This is a genomic window from Microbacterium sp. Leaf203, from assembly GCF_001421275.1.
Classification (GTDB): Bacteria; Actinomycetota; Actinomycetes; order Actinomycetales; family Microbacteriaceae; genus Microbacterium; species Microbacterium testaceum_A.
This window is the reverse complement of sequence record NZ_LMKF01000022.1, coordinates 699,237-722,044: the sequence shown is the minus strand read 5'-3', so window position 1 is coordinate 722,044 and position 22,808 is coordinate 699,237. Positions and strand designations below refer to the sequence as shown.

Genomic DNA, 22,808 nt, shown 5'->3' with positions numbered 1-22,808 from the left:
GTCCCCGCCTGCCATCCCCGGCCGGCCCGGGTCGAGCCGCGCGTCAGCGCTGCCGCGCCACCGCCCGCCCCAGCCGCGCTGCGGCCTCGCGCAGCCGCTCCTCGGATGTGTCGCCGTACGCCAGGCGCAGGTGGCGGTCGGCATCGGTGCCGGGGCCGGAGGGGAAGAACGAGCCCCTTTGGTACTCCACGCCCTCAGCGCTCGCGTCGGCGGCCAGGCGGTCGGGGTCGATGCGGTCGTCGCGCAGGCGTGGCCAGAGGAACAGCCCGCCCTCGGGCACGGTGACCTCGAACTCCCCGGGAGCTTCGGCCTCGAGCGCCTCGGCCAATGCGCCGGCGCGGGTCTCGTACAGCGACCGTGCGCGCCCGAGCACACGGTCGAAGAGCCTCGCGTCGCTGGTCAGCGACTCGGCGACGACGGCCTGCACGAACGTCGACGAGTGCGAATCCTGGCGGCTGCGGAGGGCCACGGCATCCGGGATCAATCGCTCGGGAAGCACGACCCAGCCCAACCGCAGGCCGGGGCCGAGGGTCTTGGTGAAGGTGTTGACGTGGATGACGTGATCGGACTCGTGGAACGGCGTGAGTGATTCGGGCTCGCCGGCGAAACGGAGCTCGCGGTACGGGTCATCGGCGAACACGACGAACCCGTACCGCTCGGCGAGGTCGACCAGCTGGCGCCGACGCGCGGTGGGCAGCGACGACTGCGAAGGGTTGTGGAACTCGGGCACCGTGTACACCGCGGCCGGGCGCGCTCCGGCACGGAGTTGCGCGGCCAGCGCATCGACGTCGAGACCCTCGGCACCGACCGGGATGGGCAGCACCCGCGCATCGGCCAACTGCAGACCGCGCAGGAACAGCGGGAACACGGGATTGTCGACCGCGACGAGGTCCCCCCGCTCGAGCACCGCCTGCACGGCGATCGCCAGACCGTGGAAGCCGCCGTTGGTGATGAGCACCCGCTCGACGGCGACCCCTTCGCGCGCGGCGATCCACTCGCGCAGCGCCGGAATGCCCTCGGTCCGCGAGTACTGCAGCGCGGGTGCCCCCGGCTGCGCGAGCACGCGGGCGGTCGCCTCGGCGAGTTCCGCGGTGGGCAGGACGGAAGGATCGGGGATGCCGCCGAGCAGCTCGATCGCGTCGGGTCGGCGATCGCGCAGGGTCTGGTCGCCGAATCCGCTCGGGGCGGTGAACGCCTCGATCAGCGCGGGGCGGGCACGGGGCGAAGAGAGGAGGGTCATCGGGGGCTCCGGGGGTGGGGGGACGGGATGGCGTCGACCAGCGCGCGCGTGTAGTCCTCACGCGGCTGCGAGAGTACGTCGGCGACGCGGCCGGCCTCGACGACACGGCCGTCCTTGAGCACCGAGACGGTGTCGGCGATCTGCCGGACCAGCGCCAGGTCGTGCGAGACGAAGAGGTAGGTGAGGCCGCGCTCCCGCTGCAGGCGGCGGAGCACGTCGAACACCCCGGCCTGCACGGTCACGTCCAGAGCCGAGGTCGGCTCGTCGAGCACGATGACGTCGGGCTCGAGCACCAGGGCGCGCGCGATCGCCACGCGTTGGCGCTGGCCGCCCGACAGAGCGTCCGGGCGGCGGCGGGCGAGGTGGGGCGGCAGGCCCACGGCATCCAGGGCCTCCGCCACCTTCGCCGCCCGTGCGGCGCGCGTGCCGACGCGGTAGCGCTCGAGCGGCTCGCGCACGATGCGTCCGACGCTCCACGTGGGATCGAGCGAGGTGAAGGGGTTCTGATAGACGAGCTGCAGGTGCCGACGGATGCCGCGGAGCTCCGCCGCCGTGCGGCCCGTCACCGCCGCTCCGTCGATGAGCACCTCGCCGGCGTCGAGGTCTTCGAGCCCGAGGAGCAGGCGCACGGTCGTCGTCTTCCCCGAGCCCGATTCCCCCACCAGCGCGTGCGTCGTTCCCGCGGGAATGCGGAACGACACCTCCGACACCGCGGGGCGAGCGGCACGGTCGAAACTCTTCGAGACCGCACGCACGTCGATGCGGGCGGAGGCGGTGTCGGGGATCCACGCGTCGACGCCGCGATCACCGTCGTCGCGGCGATAGCGGTCGGGGTTCAGGGCCGGCGCGTCGGCCTGCAACTGCACCGTGTACCGCGAGGTCGGCGCCGCGAAGACCTCGTGAGTGGGGCCGGCCTCTTGCACGCGCCCGTCCTTGAGCACGACGATCTCGTCGGTGCGCTCGGCGGCGATCGCGAGATCGTGCGTGATCAGCAGCAACCCGATGCCCAGATCGCGGCGCAGCTCGTCGAGCAGATCGAGGATGCGCTTCTGGATCGTGACGTCGAGGGCACTCGTGGGTTCGTCCGCGACCAGCAGCTCGGGCCGCGGCAGCACCGCCAATCCGATGAGCACGCGTTGCAGCATGCCGCCCGACAGCTGGTGCGGGTATGACTCGTACACGCGACGCGGGTCGGGAAGCCCGACGCGGGCGAACACGTCGATCACCGCGCGGCGTTGCTCGCCTGCATCGGCGAGGCCCGAGAGAGCCGCCGCCTCGTGCGCTTGCGAGCCCACGGTGCGAACGGGGTTGAGGGCGTGCGCGGGGTCCTGCGGGACGAAGCCGATACGCCGGCCCCGGAACGGTCGGAATCGCGCCTCGGCGAGCCCCAGCACCTCGGTGCCGTCGAGCTCGACGCGCCCGCTGGCACGCCCCGTACCGCGCGGGAGCAGCCGCAGCACGGAACGGGCGATCGTGGACTTGCCCGAGCCCGACTCTCCGATGAGCGCGAGACTGCCGCCCCGGGGTATCGCGAACGACACGTCGTGCACCACGGGGGTGCGACCGTACGAGACCGACAGGCCGCTGACGTTCAGCAGCGCGGTCGTCGTCAGCGGAACGTCGTCCGCACGGGACAGGGCGAGGGTCATGACGTCCTCCGAAGCCAGCGGCTGATGCGGTTGATCGAGAGCACGGTCGCCACCGTGACCAGCGCCGGCCAGACGACGAGCCAGGGCGCGCGCGGGTAGTCCTTGCCCGCGGAGATGAGCAGACCCCAGTCGGATGCCGGGGGCGGATCGCCGTAGCCCAGGAACGCCAGCCCCGCGATCACGAGGATCGACAGCCCGAACTGCAGCACGGCCAGGGGGACCAGCGATCGCGAGGCGTTCGGCAGCACGTGCCGGAAGAGCACGTGCAGGTTCGACCCGCCCTGGAGCCGCGCGGCCTCGACGAACACCGACGAGCGCACGCGCAGCACCTCGGAGCGCATCACCCGGGCGAACACCGCCACCGCAGAGACGCCCGTGGCGATCGCGGCGTTGATGGTCTGGAACCCGAGCGAGCTGACGATCACGACCGCGAGCAGGAACGCCGGGATGGCGAGCAGCACGTCCACGAACCGCGCGAGCACGACGTCGGTCCACGACCCCAGGAAGCCCGCGAGCAGCCCGATGAGCCCACCCACGACGACGCCGATCGCGACGGCCACGAGGGCGCTGGTGACCGAGGACTGCGCGCCGTAGACGATGCGGGTGAACAGGTCGCGGCCGAGGTGATCGGTGCCGAGTAGGTGCGCGGCGCTCGGCGCCTGAAGCTTGTCTGCGGGCACCCCCTGTGCCGGGTTCTGCGCGGTGAACAGCGCGGGGGCGAGCGAGAACGCCAGTACGACGGCCACGACGACGAAGGACACGAGGACGCCGACGGGGACGGAGAAGCGGATGCCGCGCGCTCGGGCGGTCCCGGAGCGCGGCGCGAGCAGGGGTGCAGCGGTCATACGGTGCTCACTTCTTCGTGAAGGGGCGACGCGGGCTCGTCGCCGGGCGCGACCGAGACGGGCCGGCCGCTGCGGCCGACGGCGACCCGTGGGTCGAGAAGGGGGTAGGCGAGGTCGGCGAGCAGGTTCACCACCACGAAGACGATCGCGGCGAGCGAGACCACGGCCTGCAGCACCGGCAGGTCCTGGCTCGCCACGGCGGATTCGACCAGGGTGCCGATGCCCACGCGCCCGAAAATCGCCTCGGTGATGAGAGCTCCCCCGAGCAGCTCGCCCACGATGAGCGCCAGCACGGTGACCGTCGGCAGCGCCGAGGGCTTGACCAGGTGGCGCAGGAACAGCGCCCCCGACCGCAGTCCCCGCGACCGTGCGACCGCGACGTACTCCTGCCGTGACTCGTGATCGAGCGAGGCGATGAGCACCTCCGCCAGCTGCGCCGAGACCGGGATGCCGAGAGCCACCGCCGCGAAGAAGGTGCCCCACGGCGTCTCGGTGTCGATCATGCTGAACAGCCCGAGTCCGAACGCGAAGACGTGGATCAGCAGCAGTCCGATCACGAAGTTCGGCACCGACAGGAACAGCGACGGCAGCGAGCGGAGCACCCCCTGGCCCCAGCGCGGGGGCAGGAACTGCGTGCCGTACGCGATGGCCACGGCTAGCACCACGGCGACCAGGAGGGCCGCCGCGGCCAGGCTCAGTGTCGACCCGAGTGCGTCGAGCACCAGCCCGCTGACGGGCAGGTTCGAGCGGAGCGAGACGCCCAGGTCTCCGACGACGAACCGCCCGAGCGAAGACCCCAGCTGCACCCACCACGGCTGGTCGAGCCCGTAGTACGCCACGATGCGCGCGATGTCGTCTTCGGTGAAACCGTTGTCGGGATTGCGCAGCGTGCTCGTGACGGGGTCGCCGGGCAGGATGCTGATCACGACGAACGTGAACAGGTACGCCAGCAGCACGACGACGATCGCCTGTCCGGTTCGCCGCACGGCGAAGCGGCCGTAGGTGCGCAGCATGTCCTCCTCCTCTCGTGTCGTTCTCTTCCGGTGACGGGCCGCGTCAGCCGTTGAGCCACGCGTTCAGGTAGGAGGCGTACGCGAGGCCGTTGTAGGTGACACCGCTCACCTCGGGAGCCTGGACGTACACCCGCTGCACGATCTGCGTCAGCGGAACGAAGTACGCCCGATCGAGGACGTATCCCTGCAGCTCGTCGGCGACCTTCGCGCGGGCCTCTCGATCGGTCGCGGTGGCGATGCGGGTGGAGAGGTCGTTCAGCGTCGCGTCCGAGGTGCCGAGTCGGAACCAGTCCTCGTCGCCCTTCTTCTGCGAGGTGAGGATGCCGGCGACTGTTCCGACGTCGACGAAGCTGCGGGTGATCTCGGTCGCGGGCACCGTCGTGTTGCCGATGACCTTCTGGCCGTAGGTGGGGACGTCGTAGGTCTCGAGGTTCACCTCGAAACCCAGGGCGGTGAGCTGCTGGTCGACGAGCTCGTCGACCGACTGCGAGGCCTGCAGGTAAGGATTGGGGTAAAGCGTGAGCGACAGCTTCTTCCCGTCCTTGGTCCGCACGCCGTCGGCGCCCTTCACCCAACCCGCCCCATCGAGGAGGGATGCCGCTTCGTCGGGGTCGTACGCGAAGTCGGCGGTGTGGTCGGTCGCCTCGGGCACGGTGCTCTGGAAGAACGACTCCGCCGCGTGCCAGTCCGAGGTGTAGACGGTCGAGAGGATCTCGTCGCGATCGATGCCGTGCTGCACCGCTTGCCGCACCTTGATGTCGTCGAACGGGGCGACGGAGGTGTTCAGGGCGTAGCCGTTGACGAATCCGAGGTAGCGGGGCGTCTCGACGGTGAGGCCCTCCTGCTTCAGGGCGTCGAGGTCTTGCGGGCTGGCGTTGTAGGCCACCTGCGCCTGTCCGGACTCGACCGAGGCGGTGCGCAGCGTCGGCTCGGCGACCTGCTTGTAGGTGATGGTGTCGAGGTAGGCGGCGCCCTCGTGGCCCACCGCCTGCGGGCCCCAGTCGTAGTCGTCCCGTCGCGTGAGCACGACGCTGTCGCCCTCGGCGACCTTCTCGACGACGAACGGACCGCTGCCGACGTCCTTGGTGAGATCCGCCTGCTGGTCGGCGGGGAGCGCCAGGGTCTCGGGCGAGAGCAGGATCGAGCCGTGGTACGCCAGCGTGGGGATGAAGCTGAGGGTCGGTGCGGAGAACGAGACCGTGACCGTCGTGGCATCCACCGCCTGCGCGCCCTGGTAGTTGGCGGAGGGGAACAGGCCGATGCGGTTGATGCCCTCGTCGGGGCGGCCCTTGGCCCAGATGTCGATGTTCGCCACGACAGCGGCCGCGTCCAGCGGCGTGCCGTCCGAAAAAGTGACGCCCGACTTCAGGTGGAGGGTGAACTGCGTCTTGTCGGCGTCCTCGTCCCAGCTCTCGGCGATCCACGGACTGAGGTTCCCCTCGGCGTCGACGTAGATGAGCTTGTCGGTGACGTTGCCCCAGATCTGGCCCTGGTAGCTCGAGATCGAGCTGTTGTTCGGGATCCAGGTGGCGCCGAGCGAGTCGATGAGGAAGACGAGATCGCCGCCGGTCTTCGGCTCGGCGTCGGCGGGAGCGGCGGTCGACGCGGCACCGCACCCGCTGAGCAGGAGGGCGCCGACGGCGAGGGCGGAGGCGAGGCCGAGAAGGCGTCGGCGGGGACGGCGGGCGAAGGTCATGGGAATCCTCGGGCTGTGGGGACGGGGTTACAGGGCTTTGCCGGGGTTGAACAGACCGGCGGGATCGAGCGCGTTCTTGACGGCGAGCTGCGCCTCGCGCACGCGCACGGAGAGCTCCTCCGCGGCGAGAGAGCGCTTGACGGTGCCGATGCCGTGCTCACCGCTCACGGTGCCGCCGACGGCGAGAGCCGCGCGCACGACCGCGTCGGCGGCGTCGTGGACGGCGGCCGGTACGGCGGCGGGATCGACGCCCGCGGGGATGGGCAGCGAGACGACCGGGTGGAGGTTGCCGTCGCCCGCGTGCGCGACGGCGCTCACGCCGACCCCGAACCGGTCGGCGATCGCGGGGAAATCCGCGAACACCTCCGCGATGCGCGACTTGGGCACGGCGACGTCGCCCCCGGCGAACCACGTGTCCGCGTCGAAGCGTCGGCCCGAGCGTCGCAGTTCCCAGAGGGTCTCGGCATCCGTCTCGCTCTCGACCTCGACCCGTGCGTCCGCCGCGACGAGCGCAGCGGTCAGCTCGGCGGTCTGCTCGTCGATGCCGAAGCCGTCGAGTTCGATCAGCAGGAGGGCGGCGCCCCGGGCGCGCAGGCCCGAGTTCTGCGCGGCGTCGATGCCGTCGAGGGTGATCTCATCGAGGAACTCGATGACGCTCGGACGAACGCGCGAGGCCGTGATCGCCCCGATGGCCGCGGCACCCGCGGCCGTGGAATCGAAGAACGCCGTGAGCGTCCGGCGCGCCACCGGGAGCGGGCGGATGCGCACGGTCGCCCCCACCACGATGCCGAGCACGCCCTCCGACCCGACGAACAGCGAGACGAGATCGAGGCCGGTGACGCCCTTGATCGAACGGTGTCCGACCGAGACGAGGCTTCCGTCGGCGAGCACGACGTCGAGGGCGAGCACCGACTCGCGCGTGACGCCGTACTTGGCGCACCGCAGGCCCCCGGCGTTGGTGGCGATGTTGCCGCCGATGGTCGAGATGCGCCAGCTCGCCGGGTCGGGGGCGTAGAACAGGCCGAGGGGGGCCAGTCGCTCGTTGAGCGAGGCGTTGAGAACGCCGGGTTCGACGACGGCGACCTCGTCGGCGGGCGACACCTCGACGATGCGGTTCAGCCGTTCGGTCGAGACGACGAGCTGCTCGGCACGGGCGGTCGCGCCGCCCGAGAGACCCGTGCCGGCCCCCCGCGGCACGATGCTGACGCCGTGTCGGGCGGCGAGACGCACGAGTTGCCGGACCTCGGTCACCGAGGTGGGAAACGCCACCGCGGGGCCGTCCGTCACGGGGGCGCCCGTTCGCGGAGCGGTGCCGGCGTCGAACGAGAACTCCACCGTCGCCGCGGAGGGCGGGCGCACCTCGATGCCGGGCGCCTCGTCACGCAGATCGTCGAGCAGGGCGACCACGCCCGTGAACGGGGCGATCGCGGTGGAAACGCTCATGGCAGCACCTTTCAGAACGGGACGGGAGTGCAGCCGAAGCTAGGCGGAAGGGGACGCACGCTCACCCCGAGCGACACCGTCCGTCGCGAGACGTCACCGACCGACATCGTGTGTCGCGCGGCGTCACAGTCGAACGATCGGTGAGGCGCGGCCGGTATGTTCCGCCCCCGTCGTCGGTTCATGACGATTCGAGGCGTTTCGTTACGTCACGCATTGAGCCGTGTCGCGGTCCGGGCGACAGTGAGCAGCACTCGCCTGACCGAAGGAGCCCCGATGCCCGACCGCATCCACCTCGCCGTCGCCCTGGACGGGGCCGGCTGGCACCCGGCCGCGTGGCGCGAGCCCACGGCCCGGCCCACCGAGCTGACCTCGGCCGCCTACTGGCGCGCCCTGGCCCGCACGGCCGACGGAGCGGGACTCGTCCTCGCGACGATCGAAGACGCGCTGAGCCTGGGCGGACGATCGTTCGAGCCGGATGCCGAGACCCGCCGCGATCGCGCGCGCGGGCGTCTCGATGCGGTGCTGCTGGCGTCGTTCCTCGCCCCGGCCACACGCCGGATCGGTCTCGTCCCCACCGCGACGACGACCCACCCCGAGCCGTTCCACCTGGCGACGGGCCTGCAGACGCTCGATCACGTGAGCCGGGGCCGCGCGGGTGTCCGACTCGTCGCGGGCTCGACCGCGCAGGAGCGCCGGAACTTCGGGCGCCGCACCGACGGACCGGCCGGGTTGCCGGCATCCGGTCGCGTCGAAGACGACCCCGCGCTTCTCGCCGCCTTGCGCGAGGCGGGGGAGGTCGCCGACGTCATCCGGCGTCTGGCCGACTCGTGGGAGGACGACGCGATCGTCCGCGACCTCGAGTCGGGGAAGTTCCTCGACCGCGAGCGGGTGCACAACGTCGAGTTCGAGGGGGAGTTCTTCTCGATCACGGGCGCGTCGATCGTGCCGCGGTCGCCGCAGGGACAACCCCTCATCACCGCTCTCGCGCACCAGACGGTCCCCTACCGTTTCGCGGCGGAGCACGCCGACCTCGTGTTCGTCACTCCTGCCGATGCGGGCGCGGTCGGTGGCATCCTCGGCGACCTCGACGGGGGCGACGACCTGCGCGTGTTCGCCGACCTGCTCGTGCTCGTCGAGGACTCGCGCACCGAGGCCGAAGCCGTGTGGGCCCGCCTGCAGGAGCGCGCGCCGCTCACGACCGACGCCCGGGTGGTGGTGGGGACCGGCGCCGACGTGGTGGACGAGGTCAGGGCCCTCGCCGCGGCCGGCGTCGACGGGGTCCGCCTACGACCCGCCCGTCTTCCGGCCGACCTCGACGCGATCGCCGACCGGGTCGTCCCCGCGGCGGCGGCCGCCGGCATCCTCCTCCCCGACGATGGGGCGCCCACGCTCCGCGAACGTCTCGGACTCCCCCGTCTCGCCAGTCGCTACGCCCGTCAGGAGGTCGGCGCATGACCCGTCGGCAGATCCACCTCGCCGCCCACTTCCCGGGTGTGAACAACACCACCGTGTGGACCGACCCGAGGGCGGGCAGCCAGATCGACTTCTCGTCGTTCGAGCACTTCGCGCGCACGGCCGAGCGCGGCTTCTTCGACTACCTCTTCCTCGCCGAGGGGTTGCGCCTGCGCGAGCACCGCGGGCAGCTGCACGACCTCGACGTCGCAGGACGCCCGAACACCCTCGCGATCCTCACGGCCCTGGCCGCCGTCACCGAGCACATCGGCCTGGTCGGCACGCTCAACACGACCTTCAACGAGCCGTACGAGCTGGCGCGGCAGCTCGGCACGCTCGACCTCTTGTCTAACGGCCGCGCGGGGTGGAACGCCGTGACCAGTTCGGACGCGTTCCACGGCGCGAACTTCCGCCGCGGCGGCTACCTCGATCACGCCGACCGGTACGTGCGGGCCGCGGAGTTCGCCGCCCTGTCGAAGGCGCTGTGGTCGTCGTGGCGCGACGACGCGATCGAGGCGGATGCCGAGACGGGTGAGTTCCTGCGCGCGGACGCCATCGAGCGCGTCCGGCACGAGTCGCGGTTGTTCGACGTCGACGCGGTGTTCGACGTGCCGCGGTCGCCGCAGGGGCGACCGGTCATCGTGCAGGCGGGCGACTCCCCCGACGGCCGGGACTTCGCCACGCAGCACGCCGACGTGATCTTCTCGCTGCACACCGCGTTCGACGACGCGCAGCAGTTCTACCGCGACGTGAAGGGCCGGCTCGCCGCGAACGGTCGCGACGAGGACTCGCTCAAGATCCTGCCGGCCGCGACCTTTGTGCTCGGCGACACCGCCGACGAGGCCCGCGAGCGCTCGCGGGAGATCGCCCTGGCCCAGGTGCGGCCGCAGACGGCGATCACCTACCTCGAGCAGATCTGGAACCGCGACTTGAGCGGCTACGACCCCGACGGCCCGCTGCCCGACCTCGAGCCCGACACGGGCGTCGAGACGGCGCAGGGCTTCGCCGGCCGTCACGCCGCGATCCGTGCCCGCGTGGGCAAGCTGCGCGAGCAGGCCGCGGCCGAGGGCCTCAGCATCCGCGAGCTCGTCATCCGCCTGACCGCGACGCACACCTTCGTCGGGACACCGGAGCACGTGGCATCCGAGATCGACCGCTACGTGCAGGAACGCGCCACCGACGGGTTCACCGTGGTCGGACACGTGACCCCGCACGGCCTCGACGAGTTCGCCGACAGGGTCGTGCCGCTGCTGCAGGAGCGCGGGTCGTTCCGCCGTTCATACGACGAGGGCGCCACGCTGCACGACCTGCTCGGCCTGCCCCCGGTCCCCGCGAACGCCGGGGTGCGATGACCGAGCTCGTGATCGTCGGGGCGGGACCGCGCGCGGTCATGCTCGTCGAGCGCCTGCTCGCGCGGCGAGCGCCCGCTCCGCTGCGCATCACCCTCGTCGATCCGTTCCCCCCGGGGGCGGGGCGCATCTGGCGGCGCGAGCAGTCGCCCCTGTTGAAGTTGAACTCGATGGCGCGCGACGTGACGGTCTTCACCGACGAGTCCTGCACGATCGCCGGGCCGATCCGTTCGGGGCCGTCGCTCATCGAGTGGGCCGAGCGGGTGCGCGCGGGCACCCTCCCCGACGTCGCGATCGACGATCCGGAGGTGGATGCCGAGCTGCGCAGCCTCCGCTCCGACTCCTTCCCCACGCGACGACTGCAGAGCGCGTACCTCGACTGGTTCTGGCGTCGTACGGTGGCGATCGCCCCGCCCGGGGTCGAGGTGCGGTGGCACGAGGGGACCGTGCAGTGGGTCGACGACACCCTCGACGGGTACGAGGTCGCCCTCGCCGACGGCATCCGCCTGCCCGCCGACGTGCTCGTCTACGCGATGGGCCACAACGCGCGCGAGCCCGAGGACGCGGTGGTCGCTCTGCGGGACGCCGCCGTGGGCGCGGGGCTGGCCTACGTCCCGCCGGCGTTCACCGCCGACGCCGACCTCTCCGTCTTCGCCCCCGGCGACGACGTGATCGTCCGCGGAATGGGATTGGCCGCTGTCGACGCCGTGGTGTTGCTCACCGCCGGCCGGGGCGGGGTCTTCACCCGGCTCGGGGACGGACGGCTGCACTACGAACCGTCGCGACTCGAGCCGCGACTGCACCTCGGATCCCGCCGCGGCGTGCCCTATCTCTCGAAGGCGTCATCGCAGCTGCAGGGCGACCCGCCCGTGCGCGAGGTGCTGACCCCCGCCGCGGTCGCGGACCTGCTCGCCCGCCCGGGCACCATCGACTTCCTCGACGACGTGTGGCCGCTCATCGCCCGCGAGCTCGTGTGGGGCCACTACCGGGAGCTGTTCACCGGTCACCCCGAGCGCGTCACCACGACCTGGGAGGCGTTCCGCGAAACCCTTCGAGAAGTGGATGCCGACACCGCGGCCCTCCGCCGCGCCGCGGCCGCGGTAGTGCCCGATCCCCTCGACCGCTTCGACGTGCGGGCGCTCGACGTGCCGCTCGGCGACGAGAGCTTCGCGGGTCCCGCCGAGGTGCACGAGAGGGTGCTCCGGCACATCGTCGACGATCTGCACTTGCGCACGACCCAGGACCGCAGTGCGGCGCAGGCGCTGTTCCTCACGATCCTCTCGTCGTTCCTGGGGCTCTCGGACATCCCCACCGAACGGTGGAGCGCACGGTCCCGCGCCATCGACCTCCCGGTGACCTGGCACGCCTTCTTCAGCTACGTCGCCTCGGGGCCGCCCGCGCACCGGCTGGAAGAGTTCCTCGCTCTCGCCGAGGCCGGGATCGTGCGCTTCCTCGGGCCCGACATCACCGTGCGCGTCGACGCCGACCGGGGCTTCGTCGCGTCGTCACCGCGGACCGCGGGTGAGGTGAGCGCGCGCGGACTGATCGACGCGTGGCTGCCCGCGGCCACCGCCTCGGCGAGCGAGAACCCCGCGCTCCGCGAACTCGCGAGCCGCCACGGCCGCGAGGTGCACGTGTCGGACGAGACGTTCACCGGCTCGCTGGGGCGCATCGACGTCGACGCCGACGGCCGCGTCGTCGCACGGGACGGGCACGCGCGCGCGGCGATGTTCGCGATCGGGCCCTTCACCTCGTCGATGGAGGCCGGGGCTTTCACCCGCCCGCGTTCCGACTCGCTGTCGCTGCGACAGACCGACCGGATTGCCGGGGCCGTCGCCGCCGCCCTCGCCGCGCGGGCCCCCGCCGGGGTGCGCTGAGGCCCCGTGGAATGCGCAGCGCCTGACGCTGTTGTCTTACGTGCACCTCCCCCCAGAACGGATGCCCATGACCACCACCTCCGCCCTGCCCGTTCCGCACGCCGACGCCACCGTGCTCGACAACGCCGCGTGGCATGCTCTCGCCGGCCCGCACGCGCACTTCGCGATCGGCGGCGACCTCGTCAAGCGCTATCCCGAGGACGTGGCCCCCTTCGTGGCGGTACGCACCTGGGACGATCCGGACGTGTGGGAGGCCTTGCGCGACCTCGTCGGGCCCGGCGCTGACGTGGGCCTCTCGGGCTTCGAGGGCGAGATCCCGACCTCCTGGGAGTGGGTCGGTGGCGGCGAGGGCGTACAGCTCGTCGAGACGGACGCCCTCCGCACCCGTCCGGACGACGAGGCCATCGAGCTGGGAGCCGACGACGCCGCCGAGATGATCGACATCGTCGCGCGGAACCAGCCCGGCCCCTTCCGGCCCCGCACCTACGAGCTCGGCCGCTACATCGGCATCCGCCGCGAGGGTCGTCTCGTCGCGATGGCGGGCGAGCGCCTGCACCCCACCGGCTGGACCGAGATCAGCGCGGTCGCGGTCGACGCCGACCACCGCCGCCAGGGACTCGCCTCGCGGCTCGTCCTCGACGTCGCGTTCCACATCCAGCAACGCGGAGACCGCGCGATGATGCACGCCGCCGCGAGCAACGTCGGTGCGATCGCCGCGTACGAGCGTCTGGGCTTCGCCCTGCGCCGGCGCAACCGCTTCGCGGCGGTGCGCACGCCGGCGTGATCGACGTCAGTGCTCGAGCGGCGTCGCCGTCCCGCTGACGCGCACGCCGCCGCCCGCCGGGACGTCGACGCGCAGTTCGCTCGGCCGCCCCACGTGCCGCCCCTGACGGACGGTGAACGAGAAAGGCGCCGTGCGTCCCACGCGGTCGCGGAGGTACGCCCCGAGCGAGGCAGCCGCCGACCCCGTCGCCGGGTCCTCGGTGATGTCGCCCACGGGGAACAGGTTGCGGGCCTCGAACACCTCGGCATCCTGGCTCTTCGCATGCACGACCATCACGGTGCCCGCCCATCCGCGTTCGTCCATCAGTGCCCGCAGGGTCGCAGGGTCGAAGTCGAACGAGTCGAAGCGCTCGCGCGAGGCCACCGCGACGACCGGGTGCGTGTTGCCCGCGAAAGACTGCGCCAGCGGCAGCCGCACGTCGAGATCGCCCTCGGAGAGATTCAGGATGCCGAGCAGCCGCCGCCCCACCTCGGGATCGAGCTCGCTCTGCACGGGGTCGACGCTCGTGAAGCCGGCCGTCACGCGACCGTCGGCGTCGACGGTGGTCTCGAGGGCGATCTCGCCGGCCGCGGTGTCGAAGACGAAGGGACCGGGGCCCTCCGCCTCGGCCAGGGCCACGGCGGTGGCGATCGTCGCGTGCCCGCAGAACGGCACCTCGGCGCCGGGCGAGAAGTACCGCACCCGCGCGCGCCGATCGTCGCGCGCGGTGACGAAGGCCGTCTCGGGGTAGGCGAGGTCGGTCGCGATCTGCTGCATGCTCGGCTCGTCGAGGCCCGTGGCATCGAGGACGACTCCCGCCGGGTTCCCGCCGCCGGGCTCCGCGGCGAAGGCGAGCAGGTGCAGGATGTCGGGGCGCGAGGTCATGCGTCGATTCTGGTCGACGGCGGAGGCGGCCCGGACGCAGGGCCGTGCCGAACTCCTGAGCAATCGGGCGGCGGGGCTCCGAAACAGCCGGCACGCGCCCGTTCTCGACCGAGAGCTCAGGAGTTTCGCACGCGCCGCGCCGCCAGGGCTCTCGCGGACGCCGCGTCAGACGTGGAAGACGGAGTGCAGGTCGCCGCCGAGCGCCTCGCGGCCACCCAGGCCGTCGATCTCGAGCAGCGTCGCGATGCCCACGACCTCGCTGCCCACGGCCTCGAGCAGCTCGCGACCCGCGCCGAGGGTTCCGCCGGTGGCGAGGACGTCGTCGAGCAGCAGCACGCGGGCGCCGTCCGCGGCGTCGTCGTGCATCTCGATCTGCGCCGAGCCGTACTCGAGGTCGTACGAGACGGTGGCCGCGGGGCGGGGAAGTTTGCCGGCCTTGCGGATCGGCATGAGTCCCACGTTCGCGACGATGGCAGCGGCTCCGGCGAGCAGGAAGCCGCGCGCCTCGACTCCGGCGACGGCGTCGAAACGGCCGGCGAACGGTTCGATCAGCGCCTCGACCACGTCGCGGAGCGCCGCGGCGTCGGCGAGCAGCGGCGTGATGTCGCGGAACACGATCCCGGGCTTGGGGTAGTCGGGGATGCTCGTGATGAGCGATTCAGCGCGGGCGAGGGCGGAGGCGTCGGGCACCGACCCAGCCTAATCGCGGCGCTCGCGAGGCGGGGCGCGCGGCGGATGGCCAGCCGGGACGTCGAGTGTCCGAGGCGCGCGGACCCGTCGAGATCTCGTCCGGGTGTCGTGGACACTCGATGGGTCTCACGGCCCGCATGCTCCACCCTGCAAGCGCTTGCAGTAAGGTCGACGCCATGACTTTCACGCAGGAAGACGCGCGCGCCGATCTCGTCGCCGCTCCCGGCTCGGAGTGGTGGCGCACCGCCGTCATCTACCAGATCTACCCCCGCTCGTTCGCCGACGCCTCGGGCGACGGCCTCGGCGACCTGCCGGGCGTGACCGCCCACCTTGACGACCTGAAGGACCTGGGGGTGGATGCCATCTGGCTGAGCCCCTTCCAGCGGTCGCCGCAGAAGGACGCGGGCTACGACGTCGCCGACTACCGCGACGTCGACCCGATCTTCGGCACCCTGGCCGACTTCGACGCGATGCTCGCGGGGGCCCACGATCGCGGCATCCGGGTCATCGTCGACCTCGTCCCCAACCACTCGAGCGATCAGCACGTGTGGTTCCAGGAGGCGCTGAAGGCCGCGCCGGGCAGCCCCGAGCGCGCGCGTTACATCTTCCGCGACGGCACGGGCGACAACGGCGAGCTGCCCCCGAACAACTGGGAGAGCGTCTTCGGCGGCGGCATGTGGAAGCGCGTGACCGAGGCCGACGGCACCCCGGGGCAGTGGTACCTGCACATCTTCGACGAGACCCAGCCCGACTTCGACTGGACCAACGACGAGGTGCGCGCGGAGTTCCGCGACATCCTGCGCTTCTGGCTCGACCGCGGGGTCGACGGCTTCCGCGTCGACGTGGCGCACGGCCTCATCAAGGCCGAGGGTCTTCCCGACTTCACGCCCGACCCCGAGGGCGGCTCGATGGGCGGCGACGCCGAAGAGGTCCCGTACTGGGGGCAGCCGGGCGTGCACGACGTCTGGCGCGAGTGGCACGAGGTGCTCGCCGCGTACGACGGCGACCGCGCCCTCTGCGCCGAGGCGTGGCTGCCCACCGTCGCGCAGACCGCCCTGTGGGTGCGGCCCGACGAGATGCACCAGGCGTTCAACTTCCACTACCTCGAGACCGCGTGGGATGCCGCTGCCCTCCGCGACGTGATCGGCGAGTCGCTCGCCGAGTACGCCGCCGTCGGCGCCCCGAGCACCTGGGTGCTGTCGAACCACGACGTCGTGCGCCACGCCTCGCGCCTCGCGCTGACGGCCGAGAACCCGCAGGGTGCGGGCATCGGCCCGAAGACGCCCGGCAAGCCCGACCCCGTGAAGGGTCTGCACCGCGCCCGCGCCGCGACCTCGCTCATGCTGGCCCTGCCGGGCTCGTCGTACCTGTACCAGGGCGAGGAGCTGGGCCTGCCCGAGGTCATCGACCTGCCCGACGACGCACGTCAGGACCCGACCTGGTTCCGCACGAACGGCGAGCGCTACGGGCGCGACGGATGCCGCGTGCCCATCCCGTGGACCGCCGACGCCCCCGCGTACGGCTTCAACACGACGGGTGAGTCGTGGCTGCCGCAGCCCGCGGAGTGGGCCGACCTCGCCCGCGACGTGCAGGTCGACGACCCCTCGTCGACGCTGACGCTGTACCGGTCGCTGCTCGCCGAGCGCCGCGCACGCAACCTGGGCGCGGGAGAGCTCGAGTGGCTCGACGGCTTCGGCGACGAGGTCGTGGCGTTCCGCAACGGCTCGCTGCTGGTGATCGCCAACCTTGGCGACGGCGCGGTCGAGCTGCCCGCGGGCGAGGTGCTCATCGCGAGCGGCCCCCTGGACGGCGACCGCCTGCCGACCGACACGACCGTCTGGATCGCGGCGGCCTGAGCCGCGGCATCCGGAATCGCGAGACCGTGGCCGGTATCGACGACGTCGCGCGCGCGGCGGGGGTGTCGACGGCCACGGTCTCGCGCGCGTTGAGCGGGCGCGGACCCGTCTCGACCGTCACGCGCGACCGGGTGCTGGCCGCGGCCGACCGGCTCGGCTACGTCGTGTCGGCGGCGGCATCGAGTCTGGCAACCGGGCGGGCGCGCGCGGTGGGCGTGGTCGTGCCGTTCCTCGACCGGTGGTTCTTCAGCACGGTCCTCGCCGGCATCTCCGACGCCCTCGTCCGCGAGGGCTACGACATCACGCTCTACAGCGTCAGTGCCGACCCGACCGAGCGCCGCCGCGTGTTCGACGACCACCTGCGCCGCCGCCGCATCGACGCCGTCATCACGGTCGCCCTCGAATTGGATGCCGAGGAGTCGACGTCCCTGCGCGGCCTCGACGTTCCCATCGTGGCGATCGCCGGCCCGAACCCGCTGTTGACGACTCTGACGGTCGACGATCTCGCCGTGGGCCGCGCGGCCACCGAGCATCTGCTGGGGCTCGGCCACCGCCGCCTGGCTCACATCGGAGCGGACGCCGCGACCGCTGCGGGCTCGACGGTGCCGGGGCTGCGCCGTCGGGGCTTCCTGGAGCAGCTGGCGGCGGCGGGCATCGCGGATGCCGTGGTGGAACCGGCCGACTTCACGATCGAGGGAGGCTCGGCGGCGGCGACCCGGCTGCTCACGGCACAGCGCCGGCCGACCGCGCTGTTCGCCGCGTCGGACGAGATGGCGATCGGTGCGATCCTCGCCGCCCGGGAGCTGGGCCTGCGGGTTCCCGACGACGTCTCGATCATCGGGGTCGACGGACACGAGCTCGGCCGATGGTTCTCGTTGACCACCATCGACCAGTTCGCGCGGGGTCAGGGGGCGCGTGCAGCCGAGGCCGTTCTCGCCGCTCTCGACGGCGCCGAGCCGGGGCGGGGCCTCGGCACCCTGCCGTTCGAGGTGGTCGACCGCGGTTCGACCGCGGCTCCGGGCCCTCGGGTCCGCAGGCCGTTCGAGGGCACCCCCGCCGCATCGGTCACGGGTCGCTCTAGAGAGTAAGCAGGGCCGCCACGGAGAGAACGAGGCCGAGGCCCAGCGAGACCGCCCACGCGACGGCGGCCGCGGTGTACCAGTTCCGCCGCTCCTGCCAGCGGAGACGCCGCGGGTCCTGACCGTCCAGGCGCCGGAGGGCGTATCCCGTCACGAAGAGCGCGGGAGCGGCCAGGAGCAGGCTCATGAGGGTGAGGACGAGCTGGAGCAGGATGCCGTCCTCTCGCGGGCCCACGGACACCGCGGCCCAGATGCCGGTCACTGCTGCGACGACGTCGCGCGGAGCGCACAGAACCAGGATCCCGACGCTTCCGCAGATCACGATGAGCACTCGCAGAAGGCCGTCTCCGCGCGTCGGCGCCGGTGCCGGAACCAAATTCTCGCGGCGCCACAGCTCGCGCCGGAGCCGGCGGAGAGCGAGGGGCCAGACGATGGTTCCGATGAGGAGGGCGAGAAGCCCTGTGAAGATCTGCTCCGACGACACCGCGAGCCCGAGCCGATCGGCGAGCACGACCCCGCCGATCCACGCGAGCAGCGCGACCGGGACTCCCCCGGCGATCACCAGGACGGCGATGACTGCTCGCAATCGCGCACGGGACACTTCAGACGGATCCCTTCTGAGTCGCAGTGTTCCGACCCCGATGACGCAGGGGGATCTCCTCTGCGTCATCCGCATTCACGCGCGGGGCGCGACACGTCGGGTTCGGTCCGCCCGCACCGAGGGAGGGGACGGACCGAACCGGACGTGATGAGACGACCCTAGAGTCGACGCCGCCGTGCGCGCACCAGGACCCCCGAGCCGGCGACGACGAGCAGAAGCGCAGCGCCGATGAGGACGGGAGCCATCGCGCCGTTGCCGCCGGTGACCGCGAGGTTGGCACGACCCGCTGACGCCGGAGTCGGAGACGTGGAGGGCTGAGGAACGGGGAGCGCCGCGATGCGCGCCACGGCGGTGGAGGGGGCCGAGACCGTCTGGACGTTCCCCGGCGCGGTGCCCGACGCCGTCGCCGTGTTCGAAACAGAACCTCTCGTCGCGTCCTCACTCGTGGCGGTGTACGTGGCGGTGAAGACGGTGCTCTCACCGGGGGCGAGCGTCGTCGTCCCGGACGGAGAGACAGCCCCCATCGTGCCCGTGCCCGTGAACGCGCCCTCGGTCACCCCGACGCCGGTCACCGTCACGTTGCCGGTGTTGGCGACGGTGAAGCGGTACGAGATCTGGTCGCCGACGTGGAACGCGCCGCCGGGTGCGGGGGCGGCGGTCTTGTCGAGAGCGAGGGACGGGGCGGCCGTCCCGGACAGAAGCGCCCGCGACGCCGCCGAGGTCACGGGGATGCCCCGTGCGGTGCCGGTGGCCGTGGCGGTGTTCGACGTGGTGCCCCGATCGATGTCGCCCTGGGTGAGCGTGTAGGTCGCGGTGAACACCGTTGCTTCGCCGGGTGCGAGTGCCGCGACCGTGGCGGGAGTGGGGGCGCTCATGACGCCACTCCCCGTGAACGCGTCCTCGCGGATCGCGACGTCCTTCACGGTGACGTTCCCCGTGTTGCGCACATCGAAGGTGTACGTGATGTTCTGGCCGACCGTGTAGGCGCTCAGTCCGGCGGGAGATGCGCTCTTCTGCAGGGAGAGAGAGCCGGCCGCCTGAATGGGAAGCGCCGCGGTCGATGGCTGAGAGGTGATCGTCGACCGCTGGAAGTATGTCGCGGTCGCTTCCGCGGTGTTCGTGACGACCCCGGCGTCGACGTCCGCCTGAGTGAGGACGTAGCTCGCGGTGAACGTCGTCGATGCCCCGGGCGCGAGCGAGCCGGAGGTGCTCGGGCTGATCGGACCGAGTTGGCCGGTGCCGGTGAACGCCGTTTCGTCGACGGCCACATCACGGACGGGGGTGTTTCCGGAGTTGGTGACGCGGAACGAGAAGGTGACGGCCTGCCCCGCGGCATAAGGGGCCGCCGCCGCGGGCGCCACCGTCTTCTCGAGGGTCAGACCGGCGCACAGACCGCTGTCTTGAGGGGCGGTCGCTCCGAAGAAGACCAGGCCGGTGGATGCGAGGGTGTCGACGGGGATGGGTGCGGCGGACGCGGTGGTGGGCAAGTTCCTGACGGCGGGGATCTCTCCGCCGCCGCTGGGCAGGTAGATGACGTTGCCCGATTGAGCCGCGCCATAGGTGGTGGGGACCGTGCCCACCTCGATGACCGAGTTGTCGGGCTTGATGCGGAACAGCGTGCTGACGTTTGTGCCGGTACCGACGGCGAGGATGTCGCCGTCGTTCAGGCTGAGGAAGTCGCCGGCCGACCCGAAGCCCGGAGGGAAGGACGCGCGAAACGGCGTGGCGACGCCCGTCGTCGGGTTGATCTGGAAGATCTCCGTGGAGTTGCTCGTCCCGGTGAGAAGGTCGCCGGTGGGGAGGGCGCTCAAGGCGTTCGCATCATAATTCGCAGGAAGGCCCGTGATGGGCGTGCCGGAAATTTCCTGCCCGGTCGTCGGGTCGATACGCCAGAGGACGTTGACGCGCACGCCGTACAGCGTGGTGCCGTCGCTGAGGAAGGCGATGTCGTAGTAGTCCCGGGTGAGGGGCACGGAGTTGAGGAGCGTCCCCGTTGTCGAATACTCGTTCAGCGCGAGCCGACCGGACCCCACGTTGGCGTAGATGCTGCCGGCGGCGCACACCGTGGCCGCCTGAGCGGCGGGTGCCGCCACCGCGGGGGCGACGAGCCCCAACAGCCCCGCCAGAAGTGCTGCCGCGAGGATCCCGATGGAGCGCGCGAAACCGCCTGGACGCTTGTCAGCGCGCGGTGGCGAAGCTTCGGCGCGAAGAGCGCGCCCCGCAGAGAGGGAGTTCGGATTCATGGTTTCTCCAATGACGGGCCGGCGGTCCGGCGAACGGGTTCCGACGGCGAGGAATGGTGAGCGCTGACGCCGACGCCGACCGGGCCAGGTGAAGTGGGGTCGGATCAGGACAGATGGCGTGTGCGCGCCCGGATCAGGGCGCCGGCCCCGACGGCGAGCAGCACCAGCCCTCCGCCCGCGAGGGACGCCGCGAGTGCGCCGTTGCTGCCGGTGACGGCGAGCTTGCTGCTCCCCGTTCCCGCCGCCGTCGGCGTCGAAGACGGTGCCGGGGTCACCGGTGCGGCTGCGACCGCCAGCGCGTAGGCGCTCGCGTCGGACCCGGCGGCATTGGTCGCGGTGATTGTGAAGGTGAAGGAACCCGAGACCGTCGGTGTTCCGGAGATGACCCCGGTGGAGGCGTCGAGCGTCAGACCGGCGGGAAGCGCACCGGAGCTGACGGTGAAGGTGATCGGCCCGGAGCCCGATGCGGTGACGGTGTGCGAATAGGCCGCGCCGGCGGTCGCCGCCGGGGGCGTCGGGGAGGTGATGACCGGTGCCGCGAGGACCTCCATCGCGAAGTCGGCCGTGTCGGTCCCGTCGGCGTTCGTCGCCGTGACCTGGAAGGCGGACGACCCCGCGGTGGTGGGGGTACCGCTGATCGAACCGGTGGCGGCATCCAGAGCCAGACCCGCCGGCAGTGCGCCGGAACTGACGGAGTACGTGATCGGGCCGTTGCCCGTGGCGGCGATCGTCGCGGTGTACGCCGTGCCGCTCGCGCCGTTCGGCACGGTGGTGGTCGTGATGACGGGCGGCTGCGCGACGGAGAGCGTGTAGGCCTGCGAGTCCGTTCCTGCGACGTTCGTTGCGGTCACGGTGAAGGTAGAGGTCCCTCCCGTCGTGGGCGTTCCCGCGATGATGCCGGTGGCGCTGTCGAGCGTCAGGCCCTGCGGGAGGGCACCGTTGGAGACGGCGAAGCTTCGTGGCAGGGAGCCGGCGGCGTCGATGGAGGCGGTGTAGGCGGTGCCCGCCGATGCGTTCGGCACGGTGGTGGTGAAGATGTCCACGGCGGTGGCGAGGACGGTGACCTGGCTGTTGGTGGTTCCGGCGTTGTAGATGTACCCGTTCGTCTGGTCCACGGCGAGGCCGCGGTTCAGACCGGTGGGAGCGGCGGTGATCTGGGTCACGGTACCGGTGTTGAGGTCGATCAGGCGGGGCTTGCTGGAGCTGAGAAAGCTCGCGACGAGGTAGTTGGAGCTGGCGATGTGCGACAGCGCCGCGGACGCGGTCGACCCGAGCGGATAGGTGGCCAGGGTCGCCAACGTGGACGCGTCGAAGGCTGACACGTCGTTGCTGCCGCTGCCGGTGGTCACGTAGACCCGGCCGCGGGCACTATCGATCGCCACGCCATTGGAATTGGCCGTTCCGACTGCGATCGCCGCCGACGTCGCAACGACGGTGAGGTCCGAGGTTCGCATGGCCGTGAGCACCCCGGACGCCGTGCCGTAGAGCAGCCCGCGCGGGGCATCGACGGCGAGCTGCGTGTACGACAGGTTTGCCGTCGGATGCTGCGCGATGACCGCGCCCGATGCGGGATCCAGCTCGACGATGGAAGAGCCGGCGCTGCCCATGGTGGACACGAGCAAGTGCCCCGTGCCCGGGTCGTACGCCGTGGAGTAGTAGCTGGTACCGGCCGGGGCGGGCCAGAAGACCGACACCGCGGACGGGTTCAACACATCTACGACGTCGATACCCGTGAACGATGTCACGTAGAGGCGGGACCCGTCCGTGTTCTCATCGAGCTCGCGGTTCGTCCCGGGTTGCCCCGCGCGTAGCACCCGCTGCGTGGTGGACGGCGGCGACGCGGACAAGTCAGTGACGTTGAGATTGCCGCCGCCACTGTTCGTTGAGTAGAGGACGTTACCCGCGCTCGGCTTCAGAAGAAGGAAGGCGCCATTCGTGGTGGTGAACTGGTCGACCACCACGGGGGGCGAGGAGACCGCCGACGCCTGCAGCGCGGGCGCGGCGACGAGCGCACCGGCCAGCATCGCGGCGCCGAGAACCCGCGCGGACCAGCGCCGGGCCGATGAACGGGGAGAGGGACTCATGGACGACTTCTTTCTGGGATGTCTACGTGGCGCGTTCGGGAAG

At 71.7% G+C, this 22,808-nt stretch carries 17 protein-coding genes; 6 read left to right on the top strand and 11 right to left on the bottom strand.

Features of this window, described 5'->3' with window-relative positions; translation table 11 throughout:
- Nucleotides 1–43: 43 nt before the first annotated feature.
- The 6 genes from ASE56_RS04550 to ASE56_RS04525 are packed head-to-tail and all read right to left on the bottom strand — an operon-like array spanning nucleotide 44 to nucleotide 7,886.
- The gene (locus tag ASE56_RS04550; protein ID WP_056225503.1) at nucleotides 44–1,240 is read right to left on the bottom strand and encodes a PLP-dependent aminotransferase family protein; all 1,197 of its coding nucleotides are present in this window, start codon (nucleotides 1,238–1,240) and stop codon (nucleotides 44–46) included.
- Nucleotides 1,237–2,889: an ABC transporter ATP-binding protein gene (locus ASE56_RS04545; protein WP_056225501.1), complete on the bottom strand. Its 1,653-nt coding sequence runs from the start codon at nucleotides 2,887–2,889 to the stop codon at nucleotides 1,237–1,239. Before ASE56_RS04545 ends, ASE56_RS04550 begins: the two co-directional genes overlap by 4 nt.
- Complete coding sequence (locus ASE56_RS04540; RefSeq protein ID WP_056225498.1) at nucleotides 2,886–3,734, bottom strand: ABC transporter permease; 849 nt, start codon at nucleotides 3,732–3,734, stop codon at nucleotides 2,886–2,888. The genes ASE56_RS04545 and ASE56_RS04540 overlap by 4 nt, the downstream gene beginning before the upstream one ends.
- The gene (locus tag ASE56_RS04535) at nucleotides 3,731–4,747 is read right to left on the bottom strand and encodes an ABC transporter permease (protein ID WP_056225495.1); all 1,017 of its coding nucleotides are present in this window, start codon (nucleotides 4,745–4,747) and stop codon (nucleotides 3,731–3,733) included. The genes ASE56_RS04540 and ASE56_RS04535 overlap by 4 nt, the downstream gene beginning before the upstream one ends.
- A gap of 43 nt (nucleotides 4,748–4,790) precedes the next feature.
- On the bottom strand, nucleotides 4,791–6,443 hold the full coding sequence (locus ASE56_RS04530; protein ID WP_056225492.1) for an ABC transporter substrate-binding protein: 1,653 nt from the start codon (nucleotides 6,441–6,443) through the stop codon (nucleotides 4,791–4,793).
- 27 nt (nucleotides 6,444–6,470) lie between these two features.
- Nucleotides 6,471–7,886, bottom strand: a complete 1,416-nt coding sequence (locus tag ASE56_RS04525; protein WP_056225489.1) for an FAD-binding oxidoreductase — start codon at nucleotides 7,884–7,886, stop codon at nucleotides 6,471–6,473.
- 273 nt (nucleotides 7,887–8,159) lie between these two features.
- Between ASE56_RS04525 and ASE56_RS04520 the strand changes: the two genes are divergently transcribed.
- The 4 genes from ASE56_RS04520 to ASE56_RS04505 all read left to right on the top strand — a co-directional run bounded on the left by ASE56_RS04520 (nucleotide 8,160) and on the right by ASE56_RS04505 (nucleotide 13,348).
- On the top strand, nucleotides 8,160–9,341 hold the full coding sequence (locus ASE56_RS04520) for an LLM class flavin-dependent oxidoreductase (RefSeq protein WP_056225487.1): 1,182 nt from the start codon (nucleotides 8,160–8,162) through the stop codon (nucleotides 9,339–9,341).
- On the top strand, nucleotides 9,338–10,690 hold the full coding sequence (locus ASE56_RS04515) for an NtaA/DmoA family FMN-dependent monooxygenase (RefSeq protein ID WP_056225484.1): 1,353 nt from the start codon (nucleotides 9,338–9,340) through the stop codon (nucleotides 10,688–10,690). The genes ASE56_RS04520 and ASE56_RS04515 overlap by 4 nt, the downstream gene beginning before the upstream one ends.
- Entirely contained in the window at nucleotides 10,687–12,564 is a 1,878-nt protein-coding gene (locus ASE56_RS04510) for an FAD/NAD(P)-binding domain-containing protein (protein WP_056225482.1), read from the top strand. The genes ASE56_RS04515 and ASE56_RS04510 overlap by 4 nt, the downstream gene beginning before the upstream one ends.
- Nucleotides 12,565–12,631: 67 nt before the next feature.
- A complete protein-coding gene (locus ASE56_RS04505; RefSeq protein WP_156371608.1) occupies nucleotides 12,632–13,348 on the top strand; it encodes a GNAT family N-acetyltransferase in 717 nt (238 codons plus the stop codon).
- A gap of 6 nt (nucleotides 13,349–13,354) precedes the next feature.
- On the opposite strand, the gene ASE56_RS04500 is transcribed toward ASE56_RS04505, so the two are convergent.
- Together ASE56_RS04500 and ASE56_RS04495 are read right to left on the bottom strand one after the other, a co-directional pair.
- Nucleotides 13,355–14,212 (bottom strand): PhzF family phenazine biosynthesis protein, encoded by an 858-nt coding sequence (locus ASE56_RS04500; RefSeq protein WP_056225476.1) that lies wholly within the window; start codon nucleotides 14,210–14,212, stop codon nucleotides 13,355–13,357.
- Between the two features lie 165 nt (nucleotides 14,213–14,377).
- Entirely contained in the window at nucleotides 14,378–14,902 is a 525-nt protein-coding gene (locus ASE56_RS04495) for an adenine phosphoribosyltransferase (RefSeq protein ID WP_056225473.1), read from the bottom strand.
- A 176-nt stretch (nucleotides 14,903–15,078) separates the two neighbouring features.
- Here ASE56_RS04495 and ASE56_RS04490 point away from each other — a divergent pair, with 176 nt between their 5' ends.
- Both ASE56_RS04490 and ASE56_RS04485 read left to right on the top strand, forming a co-directional pair.
- Nucleotides 15,079–16,758, top strand: coding sequence for a glycoside hydrolase family 13 protein (locus ASE56_RS04490; protein WP_056225470.1), 1,680 nt, complete (start codon nucleotides 15,079–15,081; stop codon nucleotides 16,756–16,758).
- Between the two features lie 26 nt (nucleotides 16,759–16,784).
- Nucleotides 16,785–17,846, top strand: coding sequence for a LacI family DNA-binding transcriptional regulator (locus ASE56_RS04485; RefSeq protein WP_082450308.1), 1,062 nt, complete (start codon nucleotides 16,785–16,787; stop codon nucleotides 17,844–17,846).
- Here ASE56_RS04485 and ASE56_RS04480 read toward each other — a convergent pair.
- The 3 genes from ASE56_RS04480 to ASE56_RS04470 all read right to left on the bottom strand — a co-directional run bounded on the left by ASE56_RS04480 (nucleotide 17,836) and on the right by ASE56_RS04470 (nucleotide 22,765).
- Entirely contained in the window at nucleotides 17,836–18,423 is a 588-nt protein-coding gene (locus ASE56_RS04480; protein WP_056225467.1) for a hypothetical protein, read from the bottom strand. The genes ASE56_RS04485 and ASE56_RS04480 overlap by 11 nt on opposite strands.
- A gap of 173 nt (nucleotides 18,424–18,596) precedes the next feature.
- A complete protein-coding gene (locus ASE56_RS04475) occupies nucleotides 18,597–20,681 on the bottom strand; it encodes a DUF11 domain-containing protein (RefSeq protein ID WP_156371607.1) in 2,085 nt (694 codons plus the stop codon).
- A 104-nt stretch (nucleotides 20,682–20,785) separates the two neighbouring features.
- Nucleotides 20,786–22,765: an S-layer family protein gene (locus ASE56_RS04470; protein ID WP_156371606.1), complete on the bottom strand. Its 1,980-nt coding sequence runs from the start codon at nucleotides 22,763–22,765 to the stop codon at nucleotides 20,786–20,788.
- Between the last annotated feature and the right edge of the window lie 43 nt (nucleotides 22,766–22,808).